16 protein-coding genes are annotated in these 16384 nt (G+C 68.0%); 11 read left to right on the top strand and 5 right to left on the bottom strand.

What is annotated here, in order from left to right:
* Positions 1-17 precede the first annotated feature (17 nt).
* Both ACFV2X_RS21470 and ACFV2X_RS21465 read right to left on the bottom strand, forming a co-directional pair.
* On the bottom strand, positions 18-1712 hold the full coding sequence (locus tag ACFV2X_RS21470) for a CTP synthase (protein ID WP_385618682.1): 1695 nt from the start codon (positions 1710-1712) through the stop codon (positions 18-20).
* A 112-nt stretch (positions 1713-1824) separates the two neighbouring features.
* Positions 1825-2838, bottom strand: coding sequence for an Lrp/AsnC family transcriptional regulator (locus ACFV2X_RS21465; protein ID WP_385618679.1), 1014 nt, complete (start codon positions 2836-2838; stop codon positions 1825-1827).
* Positions 2839-3035: 197 nt separating this feature from the next.
* Here ACFV2X_RS21465 and ACFV2X_RS21460 point away from each other — a divergent pair, with 197 nt between their 5' ends.
* From ACFV2X_RS21460 to ACFV2X_RS21435, 6 genes are all read left to right on the top strand, one after another.
* On the top strand, positions 3036-3563 hold the full coding sequence (locus tag ACFV2X_RS21460; protein WP_385618677.1) for a flavin reductase family protein: 528 nt from the start codon (positions 3036-3038) through the stop codon (positions 3561-3563).
* Positions 3564-3647: 84 nt separating this feature from the next.
* Positions 3648-4193 carry a nucleoside 2-deoxyribosyltransferase gene (locus ACFV2X_RS21455; RefSeq protein WP_385618675.1) on the top strand — a complete coding sequence of 182 codons (546 nt, stop codon included), beginning with the start codon at positions 3648-3650 and terminating at the stop codon, positions 4191-4193.
* Positions 4194-4285: 92 nt separating this feature from the next.
* Positions 4286-5161 carry a dihydroorotate dehydrogenase gene (locus ACFV2X_RS21450; protein WP_385618673.1) on the top strand — a complete coding sequence of 292 codons (876 nt, stop codon included), beginning with the start codon at positions 4286-4288 and terminating at the stop codon, positions 5159-5161.
* On the top strand, positions 5158-5979 hold the full coding sequence (locus tag ACFV2X_RS21445; protein WP_385618671.1) for a creatininase family protein: 822 nt from the start codon (positions 5158-5160) through the stop codon (positions 5977-5979). Before ACFV2X_RS21450 ends, ACFV2X_RS21445 begins: the two co-directional genes overlap by 4 nt.
* Positions 5976-7289, top strand: coding sequence for an NtaA/DmoA family FMN-dependent monooxygenase (locus ACFV2X_RS21440; RefSeq protein WP_385618668.1), 1314 nt, complete (start codon positions 5976-5978; stop codon positions 7287-7289). Before ACFV2X_RS21445 ends, ACFV2X_RS21440 begins: the two co-directional genes overlap by 4 nt.
* A gap of 115 nt (positions 7290-7404) precedes the next feature.
* Positions 7405-8013: a malonic semialdehyde reductase gene (locus tag ACFV2X_RS21435; RefSeq protein WP_385618665.1), complete on the top strand. Its 609-nt coding sequence runs from the start codon at positions 7405-7407 to the stop codon at positions 8011-8013.
* Between the two features lie 35 nt (positions 8014-8048).
* Here ACFV2X_RS21435 and ACFV2X_RS21430 read toward each other — a convergent pair whose 3' ends face one another.
* On the bottom strand, positions 8049-8441 hold the full coding sequence (locus ACFV2X_RS21430; RefSeq protein WP_385618662.1) for a winged helix-turn-helix transcriptional regulator: 393 nt from the start codon (positions 8439-8441) through the stop codon (positions 8049-8051).
* 98 nt (positions 8442-8539) lie between these two features.
* On the opposite strand from ACFV2X_RS21430, the gene ACFV2X_RS21425 reads away from it, so the two are divergent.
* Positions 8540-10102: an MFS transporter gene (locus tag ACFV2X_RS21425; RefSeq protein ID WP_385618660.1), complete on the top strand. Its 1563-nt coding sequence runs from the start codon at positions 8540-8542 to the stop codon at positions 10100-10102.
* Here ACFV2X_RS21425 and ACFV2X_RS21420 read toward each other — a convergent pair.
* Complete coding sequence (locus ACFV2X_RS21420; protein ID WP_385618657.1) at positions 10038-11798, bottom strand: glycosyltransferase family 39 protein; 1761 nt, start codon at positions 11796-11798, stop codon at positions 10038-10040. The genes ACFV2X_RS21425 and ACFV2X_RS21420 overlap by 65 nt on opposite strands.
* 158 nt (positions 11799-11956) lie before the next feature.
* On the opposite strand from ACFV2X_RS21420, the gene ACFV2X_RS21415 reads away from it, so the two are divergent.
* The 4 genes from ACFV2X_RS21415 (at position 11957) to ACFV2X_RS21400 (ending at position 15487) form a co-directional block, all read left to right on the top strand.
* The gene (locus ACFV2X_RS21415; protein ID WP_385618654.1) at positions 11957-12634 is read left to right on the top strand and encodes a response regulator transcription factor; all 678 of its coding nucleotides are present in this window, start codon (positions 11957-11959) and stop codon (positions 12632-12634) included.
* On the top strand, positions 12624-13907 hold the full coding sequence (locus ACFV2X_RS21410; RefSeq protein WP_385618651.1) for a sensor histidine kinase: 1284 nt from the start codon (positions 12624-12626) through the stop codon (positions 13905-13907). Before ACFV2X_RS21415 ends, ACFV2X_RS21410 begins: the two co-directional genes overlap by 11 nt.
* 130 nt (positions 13908-14037) lie before the next feature.
* Positions 14038-14352 (top strand): hypothetical protein, encoded by a 315-nt coding sequence (locus tag ACFV2X_RS21405; RefSeq protein ID WP_385618648.1) that lies wholly within the window; start codon positions 14038-14040, stop codon positions 14350-14352.
* Between the two features lie 4 nt (positions 14353-14356).
* Positions 14357-15487 (top strand): hypothetical protein, encoded by a 1131-nt coding sequence (locus ACFV2X_RS21400; protein ID WP_385618645.1) that lies wholly within the window; start codon positions 14357-14359, stop codon positions 15485-15487.
* On the opposite strand, the gene ACFV2X_RS21395 is transcribed toward ACFV2X_RS21400, so the two are convergent.
* Positions 15466-16323 carry a helix-turn-helix domain-containing protein gene (locus tag ACFV2X_RS21395; RefSeq protein WP_385618643.1) on the bottom strand — a complete coding sequence of 286 codons (858 nt, stop codon included), beginning with the start codon at positions 16321-16323 and terminating at the stop codon, positions 15466-15468. The two genes, ACFV2X_RS21400 and ACFV2X_RS21395, sit on opposite strands and share 22 nt — an antisense overlap.
* Positions 16324-16384 lie beyond the last annotated feature (61 nt).

Raw genomic sequence — 16384 nt, 5'->3', positions numbered from 1 at the left:
CCGGCCTGAGCCCTGTCCTAGGGCTGTCCTAGGGCTGTCCTTATGGGCGACCCTACGGGCTCCGATGGGTCGCGCTGTCGTTCCATGGCGGCCTTGATCAAGCCGATGAACAGCGGATGCGGACGGGTGGGCCGGGAGCGCATCTCCGGATGCGACTGCGTGCCCACCAGATACGGATGTATCGCGCGCGGATACTCCACATACTCCACCAGCCTGTCGTCCGGAGAGACGCCCGAGAACACCAGCCCCGCCTTCTTCTCCAGCTCGACCCGGTAGGCGTTGTTCACCTCGTACCGGTGCCGGTGCCGCTCCTCCACCCGGTCCTGTCCTCCGTACGCCTCCCATACGAGTGATCCTTGGGTCAGCTTCGCCGGGTACATCCCCAGGCGCATCGTGCCGCCCAGATCCCCCGCACCCTCGATGATGTCCAGCTGCTCCACCATGGTCGAGATCACCGGGTCCGCCGCGCGGGGGTCGAACTCCGTGGAGTCCGCCCTCTCGATCCCGGCAGCGTTCCGCGCCGCCTCGATCACGATGCACTGAAGGCCCAGGCACAGTCCCAGCAACGGAATCCCCTGTTCCCGGGCATGGGCGATCGCACCCACCTTGCCCTCCACACCGCGCTCGCCGAAGCCACCCGGCACGCACACCGCGTCCGCGTCCGCCAGCTGCCGCGCCGCTCCCAGGGGAGTGCGGCAGTCATCGGCGGCGACCCACTTGATCCGAACCCGGACGCCGTTGGCGAATCCGCCCGCTCGCAGGGCCTCGGTCACCGACAGATAGGCGTCCGGCAGGTCTATGTACTTCCCCACCAGCGCCACGACGACGTCATGGCTCGGCTCGTGGACGCGTCGCAGCAGGTCGTCCCACTGCCGCCAGTCCACATCGCGGAACGCCAGGTCCAACCGCCGCACCACATAGGCGTCCAGCCCCTCCGCATGGAGGACCCGGGGGATGTCGTAGATCGACTTCGCGTCGACCGCCGCCACCACCGCCGCGTTGTCCACATCACACATCAGCGAGACCTTGCGCTTGATCGAGGCGGGCACCTCCCGGTCCGCGCGCAGCACGATGGCGTCCGGCTGGATGCCGATGTTCCGCAGCGCGGCCACTGAATGCTGCGTCGGTTTGGTCTTCAGTTCCCCGGACGGGCCGAGGTACGGCAGCAGGGAGATGTGCACCACGAACACATGGTCACGGCCCACTTCGTGCCGTACCTGCCGTACGGCCTCCAGAAACGGCAGCGACTCGATGTCCCCCACCGTCCCTCCGACCTCGGTGATCACCACGTCCACATCGGGCGATGCCATGGCACGGATCCGGTGTTTGATCTCGTCGGTGATGTGCGGGATCACCTGGACCGTGTCTCCCAGGTACTCTCCGCGCCGTTCCTTGGCGATCACGGAGGAGTACACCTGGCCGGTGGTCACATTGGCCGAACCGTCCAGGTCCACGTCCAGAAACCGCTCGTAGTGGCCGATGTCCAGATCGGTCTCCGCCCCGTCGTCGGTGACGAAGACCTCGCCGTGCTGGAACGGATTCATCGTGCCCGGATCCACATTGAGGTACGGATCCAGTTTCTGCATGGTCACTCGCAGGCCGCGTGCCTTCAGCAGGGCACCCAGACTGGATGCCGTCAGGCCCTTGCCGAGCGAGGAAGCCACGCCTCCGGTGACGAAGACATGTTTGACGGTCGGGACTTCCAGGCGCATGGCCACAATCGCTCCCGTGGTCGAAGAGGGGAAATGACGGCGCGCCGGCATGCCGACGGTGCCGTGGTCACGCGACGGCGACGGCTGCCGAACGGTGTGGCGGGGAACGGGCTCAGTGGCCTTCCTCGCCCTGAGCGAACGTGCCGTCCTTGATCACAGAGCCGCGCTTGTAGGCGTGGGTGATGAGCTCGGTGTCGACTTCGGTGATGTCGGCGAAGTGTGCCAGCCGTTCCCCCAGGAACCGGTAGAGGTCGGCCTCGTGTTTCAGACATACCTCCACGAGGAGGTTGTAGGCACCGGTGATGGCGGCGCAGTAACGCACTTCGGGGAGCGCGGCCAGTGCGGTGCCGACGGCCTCCATGCCTGCGGGGCGGACTTTCAGACACAGCTGGGCCTCGACGCGCAGGCCCAAAAGCGCCGGTTCGATCTCGGTGCGCAGATAGAGCATCTGACGTTCCAGCAGGGCCGTGACCCGGCGGCCGGCCGTGGCCACCGAGAAGTCGAGTTCCTTCGCCAGGCTGGTCAGACTGATACGGGCGTTTCTGATGAGGGCCTCGGCCACCCGCTGGTCGGTGGGGGAGATGGGGTACCGGTCCGCGGGCTTGCTGATGGGTTGAACCGCACTTTCTCGGAGGAGTCTCCTCTCCGTTTCGGACAGCAGCGGGGCGTGCCATTCGGCCACGGTGGTGAACGTGCGGAGGGTCACATAGGCGTCCAACCTCCTGACCGCAGAGATACCAGGGATTCCGTCCTGCATCAAGGAATGGAGGGTTTGCTCAGGCGACAGAATCACCTCGCACCAGAGCACATTGCCGCGCCCGCTGACCGTAATGACACCCCGGAAGTCTTTGCGGTCGATGAGTTCCTTTGCCACGTGGACCGACGTTCCGCTCTCCACGTCGAGCCGGACGTGCACCGAACTGCCAAGACCGCAGCGCATGACGTCGTACAGGGCGGTGGGGCGCACGATCCCGGACGCGGTGAGCCGTTGTATCCGACGGGCGACGGTTCGTTCGTGCTCGCCCAGGATCCGCCCGATCTCGCCGCATCCGGCCCGGGGATGGACCTGCAGAGCTGCCACCACGCGACGGTCGGCATCGTCAAGCGTGTCGGAGGCGTTCATCATGGCGGGATTGTTTCAATTTTCCTAGCACGATGACTAGTCCTGTTGTCGGATCTCATCACGTCGTGCAGAATCGTCTCCCGTTGGGTGTCACTGAGTGTCAACCGGAACCGCTCGATCCGTTGGGCCGATTTTCCGGAAACCGAGAACCAAAGCGCCGATGCAACCGCTCCAGCCGTCTATGCCGGTGAGGATGGAAATTGTCTGGCGAGAAGAGTTCAGCGGTGGTTCAGCAGCAGTTCACCGAACAAGCGATGCGGTCGGTTCTCGGGCATTTCTGTTCGGGAGTGACGGTGGTCACCGCGATGGGCCGCGCCGGTCCTGTGGGGTTCACTTGCCAAGCCTTTTCCTCACTTTCGCTCCGCCCGCCGCAGGTACTGCTGTGCCCCAGCCTCACATCGACGACCTGGCCTGCCATCAGCGAATGCGGCCGATTCTGCGTCAACGTTCTCGCGGAGTCGCAGAGCCTACTCAGCGAGCGATTCGCCCAGTCCGGAGGCGATAAATTCCACGGAGTACGGTGGACCGCCTCATCTCACGGCTCGCCCCGGCTGACAGGTGCCGTCGCCTGGCTGGATTGCGAAGTGCACGCGGAGTACGACGGAGGCGACCACCTCATCGTCAGGGGCGACATCCGCTCGCTGGAAGCGGCTTCCGCCGCCCGGCCGCTGCTGTACTACCGGGGCCGTTACAGCGGCCTCGCCGAGGAGGCGTTCGGCGCCTCCTGAGCGATCGCTCGCCCTCCCTGATCCACAGTCCTGGGGCACCCATGCCCCGGAGAGCACATCCACACCTCACAGAGGAGTACCAGCATGCCCGACATTCCCATTCCCACCGGCCTGCTCGCCGGCCTCGACGTGTTCATCGGCGGACCGATCCAGCACGCCATCCTGTCCAACGGCTTCGCAGGTGACCTGCGGGACGCGATCTCCGGAGCCATCGAGGTGGTCCGGGAGAACGGGGGAAACGTCTTCTCGGCACATGTGGTCGAGAAGTTCGGAGCGGAGACGGCCGCCTTCACACCGGAGCAGGTCTCCGTGCGCGACTTCCGCTGGATGAAGAAGTGCGACGTCTTCGTGCCCGTACTCCCCTTGTTACCCGATCGGACACTGCGCCGGACCGATGGCACACACGTCGAACTGGGCTGGGCCACCGCGCTGGGGCGCCCCATCGTCATCGTCACCAAGCAGCCCTTCGTGGACTCCGCGAGCCATCTGCTGAAGGGCCTGCACCGGGTCGGCTCCGTGTGGACGGTCGACTTCGACGAGTTCAACGAGAAGCCGAGTCTGCTGATCGAGGCGGTACTCGCCGCGACAGAACGCCAGCGGGAAGCGATCAGCGCGGGCGTCGTCGCGTAAGCCCCGGCCCCGTCCGGGCGGGAGGGCCTGGAGCCCTGCCCGCGCACCCGGAACACGCACCCTCGTTCGCCGCACCCCCGACGGAGAACCAAGTGTCCGACGTGACCATATTGGGCCTGAGCCTCAAGAACCCCGTGATCGTTGGGTCCGGGCTGCTCACCGACCAAGAACGCAACATCCGCACACTGCTCGCCGCGGGAGCGGGGGCCGTCGTCACCAAGACGATTCACCCCAGCCCCCCGAAGGACCTGAACGTGAGAATCCTGCGCCTTCCGGTAGGGATGATCAACAGCACCACCTACTCCAAGAGGTCGGTCGACCACTGGCTGAAGGTGCTGCGCTCCCTGACCGGTGACCAACTCCCCATCATCGCCTCCCTCCACGCGGACACCCCGTCCGAGCTGGGCGATCTCGCGGTGCGGGTCGAAGGCACCGGATGCCGGGCGCTCGAGCTGGGCATCTCCTGCCTGAACGAGGAGTCGGGGCTGGAAGACGACAACCCCGACCGGGTGTACGCCTACACCTCCGAGACCCGCGCCCGGACCTCCCTGCCCCTGTCGGTCAAGCTGGCCATCGGAGAGGGACTGGAGGACCGGGTACGTGCCGCGATCGCCGGTGGGGCGGACGCCATCACCGTCAGCGACACCATCTCCGGTGCGGCGGTGTCCCCGGACACCGGCGAGCTGGAACTGGGCGGAGTCTTCGGCTACTCGGGCCCGGGCATCAAGCCGCTGGTCCTGGCGGCCATCTGGCGGCTGAGAAAACGGGGCTTCGTCCTGCCCATCCTGGGGTGCGGAGGCATTTCCTCCGGCCGGGACGTGGCCGACTACCTGCACGTCGGCGCGAATGTGACGCAGGTGTACACGGCCCTGCACACCGACATGCAGACCACGCTCCGGCGGATCGTCACCGAGACCGAGCTGGAACTCCCGCGCTCCGCCGAGTTACGGCTGGGGGTGGCCACATGACGCGCGTCGCACCGGATCTGGCCGACCTGACCAGCGCCCAGGTCATGGACCGCCTGCGGGACCGCACCCTCATCTGGCCGATCGGGGCCACCGAGCAGCACGGGCCGCATCTGCCGCTCTCCGTGGACTCCGTCCTCGCGGAGGAGTTCGCCGCCGAGATCGCGGCCGAACTGGACGGCTTCACCCTTCCCGTGCAGTCGATCGGCGCCCGGTCCCTGCCGCAGAGCGGAGGCGGGCTGTCGTTTCCCGGGACCGTGTACGTGGGCGGCGAAACCCTGATCCGGTTTCTCGCCGAGACCCTCCGGTCCCTGGCCGGCCTGCCGTTCGCACGGCTCATCGTGGTCAACGGCCACTACGAGAACGAGCCGTTCATCTTCGAGGCCCTCGATCAGATACGGCAGCAGGGGGACTTCGGCCACCGTGAGGTCATCGCCTTCAGCTGGTGGAGCATGGTGCAGGACTCCTGGCTCGCCGCCGAGGTCGGTGACTTCCCCGGCTGGCACGCCGAGCACGCCGGCCTCACCGAGACCAGCCTGATGCTGCATCTGCGGCCGGACCTGGTGACCGACACCCGGCTCGACCATGACCGTCCGCCGCGCAGCGGGGTCTATCTGCACCCCATCGATCTGGCCCAGACCACCAACCAAGGGATCCTGTCCTCGACCTCCGGATCCAGTGCGGACCTGGGCGAGAAGCTGTTCCGGCATGTGATCGCGGAATCCGTCGCCATGGTGCGGGAAGGGGAAGGGCTGCTGTTCGCCCGGACCAGGCCGGACCGGCGGTGGCGGGCCAAGGTGAGCGAAGGGAGGCAGCCATGAGCCGTAAATTCCATCTGGCTTTTATCTTCAACTTCACCCCGGACGACTGGCAGGGCCCGTTCGGGACGGGCGGCTCGCCGTGGAGCGGCGCGTTCCATACGGAGGTCGCCCAGGCTCTGGAGCGTGCCTGCTTCGACTATGTCATCGTCGAGGACAAGCTCATGGTCCCAGAGAGCTACGGCGGCTCCAGGGAGGCGGCGCTCAAGCAGGCCATGGTGGTGCCCAAGCACGACCCGGTGCCACTGGCCGTCGCGATGGGTCTGGCCACCTCGCACCTGGGGATCGTGGCCACCCTGTCCACCATGGCCTATCCGCCGTTCATGACCGCGCGCCTGGCCTCGACGATGGACAGCATGCTGGGCGGGCGCTTCGGCTGGAACATCGTCACCAGCGCCGAGGACCTGGCCGCGCAGAACTTCGGAATGGACGAGCTGCCGCCGCGAGATGTCCGCTACGAGATGGCGGACGAATACGTCGACGTGGTCAAGCAGCTCTTCGCGTCCTGGGACAAGGACGCGGTCGTCCTCGACCGGGAGAACGGCGTCTACGCCGACCACACCAAGGTCCGCCCCATCCACTTCAAGGGCAAGCACTTCAGCGTGCGGGGCCCGCTGAACACCGTTCCCTCGCCTCAGCACCGCCCCGCGTTCGTCCAGGCGGGCGCCTCTCCGCGCGGGAAGGTGTTCGCGGCGCGCAACGCCGATTCGATCATCGCGATCGCCAGCGGCGTCGAGAGCATGAAGAAATTCCGTGACGACGTCCGCCGGCACGCCAAGGACATGGGGCGGGACCCCGATGAGATCAAGGTCCTGTTCTGTGTCACCCCCACGCTGGGCGAGACCGAGCAGGACGCGCGGGAAAAGCAGGCCCGCATGGTCTCCTCGCCGCAGTTCATCCAGGACATCCTGGCGCAGACCTCTGCCCTGACGGAGATCGACTTCGCGCAATTCGACCTGGACAAGCCCCTCCCTCACAAATTGACGACCAACGGCGAGCAGGGCTCGCTGGACAAGCTCCAGCAGTGGGGCAGCGGCAAGACGCTGCGCGAACTCGTCGTGGACGGCGCGGGCGGGCTGGTGTCCTCGGTCGACCTGGTCGGGACGCCGGACCAGGTGGCGGAGCGGATGGGCGAGGTGATGGAGGAAGTGGGCGGAGACGGTTTCATGCTCACCACTCCGCTGCTGCGGCTGAACCGCCGCTATATCGCCGAGGTCACCGACGGGCTGATCCCCGCGCTGCGACGCCGGGGGCTGACCCGGACGGCGTACACCCCCGGCCGCACCCTCAGGGAAAACCTCATGGAGTTCTGAGCGAAGGTGCGAAGGTCCACCCTTCGCGCCGCCCGCGCCCGCCCCGGCTCCGGGGCGGGCGCGGGCTCGGAACCGTCGACGTATCCCGCTCCGGCGGCGCAGGAAAGGTATTCTCATGATCGGCGCCGATACGCGTCTCGCTCTTGATTCCGTCGCGCAGAATCTGCTCTTCCGCCAGGCCCACACCGCACACGCCTTCACGGACGACCCGGTGCCCGACGAGATGGTCGAAGAGATCTACGATCTGGTGAAATACGGCCCGACCGCATTCAACCAGCAACCGCTGCGCGTGCTGCTGCTGCGATCCCCGGAAAGCCGCGAAAGGCTGCTGCGGCATCTGTCGAGGGGTAATCGGGACAAGACCGAGCGGGCTCCACTCGTCGCCGTACTGGCCGTCGACCACGAGTTTCACCAGGAACTTCCGGAACAATTTCCCGCACTGCCCGCGGCAAAGGACCTCTTTTACGCCGACCGCGAGGTGCGCGAGCGCTCCGCCGCCGTGAACGGCGCCCTGCAGGCCGCGTATTTCATCGTCGGCATCCGTGCCGCCGGGCTGGCCGCCGGGCCGATGACCGGGTTCGACGCGGCCGGCATCGACGCGGAGTTCTTCCCCGACGGGGAGCACTCCGTGCTGGCCGTGGTCAACATCGGCAGGCCGAAGCCGGACGGCCTGCGCCCGCGTGGGCCCCGACTGGAGTACCACCAGGTCTTCTCCAGCATCTGAGGCCGCGGGTCACAACCGACATCCGAGGCCCCAGGTCACACCGAGGCCCGGTCCTCCCGGGCGGGTGTCGCCCGCCCCGGTGAGCCGCGGACGCCCGCCGCGTGGACCCCGCGGTACCAGCGCCCCCACGCATCCAGCAGGCCGGCGATGTCGTCCAGGCTGCGCCCGACCTCGGTGAGTGAATACTCGACCTTCGGGGGGACCTCGCGATACACGGTGCGGGTGACCAGCCCGTCGGCTTCCAATTCCCTCAGCTGGCGGGTGAGCATGCGCTGGGTGATACGCGGCAGCGCGCGCCTGAGTTCGCCGAAACGCTGCGTTCCGCTCAGCAGCTGCTTGAGAATGGCCAGTTTCCAGCGGCCGCCCAGAACTTCCATCGCGATCTCGATGGAGCAATAGTCCGGTGAATCGGTGATGTCGTCTCGCATCGCCTGCCGCCTCTACCTGGGATGGTATACATCGTGATACTAGGGCACATCATTGACCGTACTTGTGTATGGGATCAGTACGCCACGATAGTGCGGATATGACGAACAGTGAAGCGTCCGTCCACGCCGTGCGGGAGACCGAACAGCTGCCCTTGCCGAGCCGGATTCGGTGGCTTGTTCTGGCGGTCCTCTCCACCAGTTTGCTGCTGTGCGGAATCGATCTGACGGTGCTCCACGTGGCGGTACCCAGCATGAGCCAGGACCTCCGGCCGAGCGCCGTGGAACTGCTGTGGATCGTCGACATCTACTCGCTGACGCTGGCTTCCCTGCTGGTCACCTGCGGCACGCTCGGCGACCGCATCGGGCGCAAACGCATGGTGCTGAGCGGCTTCGCCCTGTTCGGCCTGGCCTCGGCCGGTGCGGCCCTGTCGGGCTCGACGCCCCAGCTGATCGCCGCGCGGATCGCCCTCGGTATCGGCGCCGCGATGATCATGGCGTCCACGGTGGCCATCATCAGGGTGGTCTTCACCGACGCCCGCGAGCGGGCGATCGCCATCGGGATCTGGACCTCCGCCCACAGCGTGGGCGCGACGCTCGGGCCGCTGGTCGGCGGGCTGGTCACCGAACGGTGGGGATGGGGCGCGGTGTTCTTGATCAACGTGCCCATTGTCGCGGTCATTCTCGCCGTGGGAGCCCGGGTCATCCCGGAATCCAAGAACCCCACCCCGCGCCGCTGGGATCTGGCCAGCGTCGCGCTGTCCATCGTCGGACTGGGATGCGTCGTCTACGCGCTCAAGCAGGCCGGTGAGACCCTGGACGTCGACGGTGGCATGCTCGCCGCCGCCATCGGCGGAATGCTGCTGCTCTTCGTCTTCGTCCGGCGGCAGCGCCGGCTGGCCGAGCCGCTGCTGGACTTCGCGCTCTTCGCCGACCGCCGCTTCTCGACTGCCACCATCTGCGTCATCGGCTGCTTCGGCAGCTATGTGGCCCTGCTGTTCTTCCTCACCCAATGGTTCCAGCAGGTGGGCGAGTACTCCCCGGTGCGAGCGGGGCTGGCCCTGATGCCGCTGGCGGCCGCCAACGCCGTCGGTGCCACGACCGCCCCCTGGGTGTCGGCACGGTGGGGAAACCGCTGGGCGCTGACCGGAGCCCTCACGGTGTTCTCCGCCGCCCTCGGTTATCTGGCGGTGGTCAGCGACGCCTCGAACTACGGCCCGCTGGTGGCCCCGCTGCTGGTGGCCGGATACGGGGCCGGGGTGGTGATGACGCTCGGCGCGGACTCCATCATGGGCGCGGCCCAGCCGGAGCGCTCGGGCGAGGCCGCCGCGATCCAGGAAACCTCCTTCGAACTCGGGGCGGGCCTGGGCGTGGCGGTGCTGGGCACCGTGCTGACCGCCGTCTACCGGACCGAACTGCCCGATGTCCCCGGGCTCTCCTCCGACCAGCGGGAAGCCGCCGAGGACACCTTCGCCGAGGCGGAGGACGTGATGCACACGCTCGACGCGGACACCGCGCACCGCCTGCTCGACGCCGCACAGCAGGCATACGACCGCGGATTCACCGCCGTGACCGCCATCGCCTCGGTCGGGGTGCTGATCACCGCCCTGTTGGCCGCCGTGCTCCTGCGCTCGCGGCGTCCGGGCGAAGCGCGCGCAGAGTGATGACCGTGGCCGTGCCGAGGGAGCCTTCGGTGGGGATCGTACGGGTCGTGGTGGCACGCCCGTCGATGAGACGGCGCAATGACGCGGAGCCGGGCTGCAACCGGCCCCGTTCGAAGAGGACGAGGCTCACCTCGACCCCGGAGGCCCCGGCGGCCGGGGCCATCCGCCGGTACTGGCCGTAGGTGACCGCGTCGCAGCCGGAGTACCAGCCGAGGTCGGGCTCGTAGCCGGTGACCAGCAGACAGGGCCGGTCACCGGCGAACTGCCGGGCCACGGCGAGAGTTGAGACGCGTTGGGCGGTGGGGCCCGGCATCGCGTCGTGCGCCACGTACTGGGCGGTCGCCGGCACGGTGACGGCGGCCAGCGCGGCGACGGCGGTGAGCACGGTCGCGGACCAGCGGCCGGCCGATTCCGCGAGGGTCTGCACGCCGAGGACGGTCAGCAGGACGACGGGCAGATAGACGAAGCGGGGCTCGCCGTCCGTGGCCACCCCCAGCACGATGAAGGTGAGGACCGCGGTCATGCCGAGAAACACGCGGCTCGGGTCGCAGGGCCGCGATGTCGCCGAAGTCGCCGCCCCCGTGAGCCGGTTGCCACGCCGCCGCCGGATCGCGGCGCCCAGGCCCCACAGCCCCGCGGCCATGACGACGCCGCCGAGGTCGCCGGCCAGCCGGTACGGGAAGACGGACAGGTAGTACACGAGACCGTCGCCCACATAGGCCCGCCCGGCGTGTTCGGTCGCGGAGAAGATCAGGCCGAGGGGGCTGCCGGTGGCCTCGGCGGCGTAGATGAAGTGCGGTATCAGCCCGGCGAGCAGGACGCCCGCGCACAGGGCCAGACGGCGCCCCTGGGCCAGCCAGGCCCGGGGACCGTAGGCGAGGACGGCGGCGACGGCGACGGCCGCGAGGGTGCCCACCACGCCGTACCGCAGATAGAAGGCCGCGAGCGCCGGGAAGGGCAGCAGCATCAGAGCGCGTGAACCGGGCTTCTCCTGCGCGCGGATGAGCAGATAGACCACGATCAGGAGGAGCCCCGTGGCGCCGATGTCGTTGAGGAACAGCGGGAGGCGGCGCAGGAAGCCCAGCCCGCTGAGGAGCAGAAGCGTCGCCACCACGGCCCGCCGTGGGGTGGTCAGCCGAGCGGCGACCAGATAGGTCGTGGCGAGGGTGAACAGGGTCAGGAGCAGTGCCACCACCCGCAGCGCCCCGACGTCGTCGTGCACGGCCAGGGCGATCCGGCCGAGCGCGGGGAGTCCCACCGGGCGGTAGGTGCCCCAGCCCGCGTCCGGGGTGCCGTCGAGCCAGGAGCGGGCCTTGTTGCCGTACACCGCCTCCTCATGGCCGACCAGCGGCTCGTGGTCCTGAAGGGCGGCCCATACGGCGGCGGCCATGGCCAGGACCGCGGCGGCCCCCGCCCACGCGGGTATTCGCCCCAGCCGGCCCGTGGCCCGTACGACCGCGGGCGGCGGAGCGGTCACCGCCCGCGGGCCCCTTCGGGCGAGCAGCCACGCCGGGGCGGCGACGAGCAGCCAGGGCCACGGCTGCCCGCCGGCGACACCCGCCGCGTGCAGCACCTGCTGTACGACGGCGGCGAGCGTCGTCACGACGGCCGTCACCAGAGCCACCCGCCGGCCACGGGGCGTTCTGACTTCTCCGCCGCGCACCTGGTCGGGACTGAGGACAGGGGCGATGGTCACAGGTCACCTCAAGGGCTGAAAGCAGGCGGGGGCAGGCAGGGACAGGCAGGGAACAGACGGGGAACGGGCCCGATGGTCACCCGGAGCTGCTGAGACGACGCTGAAGGATCCTGAAGACCTCTTCAGGGACGGCCGGAACCGCTGGGGATACTGAGGCGATGCGGCTACTGGTGGTGGAAGACGAGGAAGGGCTCGCGGTCGCCCTGAAAAGGGGCCTGGAAGCGGCCGGATACGCGGTGGACGTGGCCCATGACGGCCTGGTCGGCCTGCACATGGCGCGCCAGAACCCGTATCAGGCGATCGTGCTCGACATCATGCTGCCCGGCCTGAACGGATACCGGGTCTGCGCCAGGCTCCGTGCGGAGGACATCGAGACGCCCATCCTCATGCTGACCGCCAAGAACGGCGAGTACGACGAGGCCGAGGCGCTGGACACCGGCGCCGACGACTTCCTGGCCAAGCCCTTCTCGTACGTGGTGCTCGAGGCGCGGCTGCGGGCCCTGCTCCGCCGGGGCGGCGCCCGGACCCGCACCGTGCTGCGCATCGGCGACCTGTGGATCGACCCCGCCAACCGGTCCAGCGGCCGTGGCGATGTCCAGATCAGGCTGACCGCCAAGGAGTTCGCGGTGCTCGAATGCCTTGCGCGGCGGGCCGGTGAAGTCGTGCCCAAGACAGACATCGTCGATCAGGTCTGGTCGGCGGATTTCGAAGGCGATCTGAACATCGTCGAGGTGTATGTGAGCGCCCTGCGCCGAAAGATCGACACGCCTTTCGGCCGCGCGTCGATCGAGACGGTCCGGGGCATCGGCTACCGCATGACCGGCCATGGCGCCTGACGCGCCGAACAGCCGGGCGGTACGCCCTCGGCTGCGTAAGTCGCTCGCGCCGCACGTACGCGCCGCCGTACGGGCCGGGCTCACCGCGGCCTGGCTGCTCGTCGCGGTCGCCGTGTGTCTTCCGTCCATGGATGTCATGGAGCTGGTACGCAGGCCCGAGGTCGAGGGCCCGGCCGTCATGCTGATCCTCGGCGCCACGGTGTGGGCGTTCGCGCGGCCCGCCCGGCAGGCGCTGTCCCTGCGGCTGCGCGTCGCGCTCGTGGTCGGCGCCGCCACGGCCCTCCTCTTCGCCGCCGAACTCTGGTGGTCGGTCCAGACCGGCGGATCCGCGTTCGGCTACCTGGCCGGCCTCGGATGGGGCCTGGCGTTCTGGGGGCCCCTCGCCGTCGTGGTCCTCGCCGTCACCGCGTGGACGGCGGCGGACCGGGCGCTGCGCCCCGTCGAGGCCATCCGCCGGGAACTCGAGGACATCACGGCCCGGTCGCTGGGCCGCCGGGTGCCGGTCTCGTCCTCGGGCTCGGCCGATGAAATCGCCCGGCTCGCACGCACCATCAATACGACCCTGGACCGGCTGGAGCGGTCGGCCGAACTCCAGCAGAGGTTCATCGCCGACGCCTCCCACGAGCTGCGCAGCCCCCTGGCCGGGCTGCGGGCCTCCCTCGAATCGTCGCTGACGCATCCGGACGGCGTCGACTGGGAGGCCCGGGTACGCGACGCCCTCCGGGACATCGTGCGGCTCCAGAACCTCAGCCACGACCTGCTGCTCCTGGCCCAGTTGGACGGCGGCGCGCCCGTCGCCGATACGGGGGTGAACCTCACCGACCTCGCCCACGACCTGGCCGTGGAACACCAGCACCTGCCCCACCCCCGACCGCTCGACATCCGCTGCGTCGCCGCCGACGACCCGCCGGTCTGGGTCCGGGGCAGCGATGTCCAGCTCGAACGGCTGCTGCGCAATCTGCTGGGCAACGCCTGCCGTTACGCCCGCACCACGGTCGAGGTCACGGTCGGTACCGAGCGCCGCCACGAGGACGGGGACACCGTCGTGTTCGAGGTGCGCGACGACGGCCCCGGAATCCCCGCGGCGGACCGGGAGCGGGTCTTCACACGCTTCAGCCGACTGGAGGACGCCCGCACCCGAAAGTCCGGCGGAGCCGGGCTCGGCCTGGCCATCGCCCGCGAGATCGCGGTCCGCCATGGCGGCACCCTCCACTTCGCGGACACGGCGCACGGGACGTGTGCCGTCGGGCGACTGCCGTCCATTGCACGGTAGGTCAAGCGCTGTGCGCTGGGTATCAATGACATTCCGGCCCTCTGGTGACAAAGTTGCCGCTTACCTGCGCCCCGGTATGCGGCTCGGAAAGGCGGCACGGGGAAATTACTGAGGCAAGGAGACCAGGGTAGTGACTGCCCCGAAGCAGGTCCATTACGACTTCAATGCCGCGGATGCGCTGAGCAAAGCGCTCAGCCTGGCGTACGACAAAATAACAGCGTTCGCAGAGCTGCGCGCAGGGCAACGCACGGCGCAGTTCAATCAGTTCGGGAGAGAATGGCGAGGCGGGAAGCGTCAGCAGTTCGAGTCCGAGTTCACTGCCCAGCAAGCCGCATTGGGCCGGCTCGCCCAGGAAGTACTCGGTCTCAAAGGCAAGGTCGACAACGCGACCTCGCAGGCGGAAAAGGCCCGTGCGGCCCTCCTCAAGAATCCCGAAGGAAACTGAGCGCATGGGTGAAGCAGCCGCGGTTCCGCAAAACCTCTATAACTATGCAGATAAGACGACCGGTGCCGCCCGGGATCTGAAGGGGTGGATTACCGGTGTGTTGTCTCCGGCGATCTCGTCCTATCAGGCGGGCGCGAAGGACTTCGGAAACGACATCAGCAATCTGACCGTCGCGCGGTGGGGACCGAGCGGAGGCGCCGTGGACGGTGAGGTGCTCAGCAACCTGGGAACGATTGCCGCCACCGACGCCGAGGTCAAGGCTGTTGGCAAGGCATTCGAAGTGGCGGGGGGCGGCGGCGGGGCGCAAGTGTTCAACCCGGGTTTGCTGCCTTCACACGGGTACGTCGTCACGACGGATGACAGGATCAACCAGACGCGCGAACTGGCCGACGTATACGATAAATACTTTGGTGCGATACCTCCCATGTCGTCCCAGACAACGACATGGGTCCGCCCGTTGGGCGGCAATCATGGGGTTATCCTCGGCCGGTTCTTCATCCCTTACAAGACGGGGGCATTCGGTCAGCTAGAGGGTGACGATCGCTCATTCTCGGCTAATCCGAACGCTCCGTACCGCGTAGCCTTCGCATGGGATACGGCCACTGGAAAGATCACCTACACCGTCACCCCGTCGACGGAGATCATCCCGGGTCATATGGTGGGGAAGACGTATATACCGCCCTCGACGAAGGTGATTCCGGCAAAGGATATCGGCAATGGCTTCTGGGAGAACAAGGTCAAGGTTTACCTGGACAACAACGGCTCTCTCCAGGTGAAGTACAAGGGTATCAACAGCAAAATGCCCGTTTTTGCCGTGAACGGGGACATCGGAATCAAGTTGAACGATTCGGGTGGTTCCCAGGTCAAGCTCGAGGGTGATGCGTACCCGAACTTCGAGCTGCTTCAGTATCGTGCGGGTCACCCGCCCCAGTTCCTGGCGCAGTCGAAAACCCGGGAGAACCCGGGGAATGCTATCGAGCCCGGCCTGAACTCGACGCCTCATTGGCCGGCCGGCCAACGGGAAGAGGCGTGGGACAACGGGAAACGCGTACCGTTCGACAGTTCTCCTATTGAGACTCCGAATACGCATATCTGGAGGGAGCCGGGGCCGCCTCAGCAGCGAACGGTGTCTTGAGGTGCGGCCGGTGCTTGGATCGCGGAGGCGAGGAGCGCCAGTTTGTCGGCGCTGTCGCTGCCCGGGTCCGGGTGGAAGACGATGAGCGTCTGGCCTGCCGCGCCGCCGATGCCCAGCCGTTCCTGGTTCACCCGCAGGCGACCGACCTGGGGGTGGTCGATGCACTTGGTCGTGCCTTCGCACACCACCACGTCATGGCGGGCCCACAGCTTGCTGAAGCGGGGGCTGGCGAGGGACAGTTCACCGACGAGCTCGATGAAGCGGGGGTCGTCCGTATCGGTCCCGACGGCCTCGCGGAAACCGGCGACCATGCCCACGATGGCGTTCTCCCAGTCCGGGTAGAGGGCCCGCTCGGCCGGGTCGAGGAACGCGTCCAGCAGGCGGTTGCCGCCCACCGTGAGACGCGGTGACACGGCAGTCGCCAAGGCGTTGGCGGCGAGCACGTCGAAGTACCGGCCCTCGACATACGCGGGCAGCGGCAGCGTGGCCACGAACTTGGCGATGCCCGGCGGGACGGTCTCCTTCCGGTGCGGGCGCCGACGCCGCTGCCGTCGGGGCTTGCCGGCACCAAGGCGCAGCAGGTACGCCGTCGCGTCGTCGTCGAGCTGGAGTGCGCGGGCAAGCGACTCCAGGACCTGCGCGGAGGGGTGGCGGTCGCGGCCCTGCTCCAGGCGCAGGTAGTAGTCGGCGCTGATCCCGGCCAGCATCGCCACCTCCTCTCGGCGCAGACCCGGCACGCGCCGTACCCCCACCACGGGGATACCGACCTGCTCAGGAGTGACGAGCTCACGGCGGGCGCGTACGTAATCGCCCAACAGGTTCGGTTCGTCGGCCATCCCGCCACCGTAATGCGCACCGCGTGCGTGTGCCTGGTCCTGTCACCCCCAGGATCGCGAG

The organism is Streptomyces sp. NPDC059679 (assembly GCF_042734105.1).
Taxonomy (GTDB): Bacteria; Actinomycetota; Actinomycetes; order Streptomycetales; family Streptomycetaceae; genus Streptomyces.
This window is presented reverse-complemented; position numbering and strand designations above follow the sequence as displayed.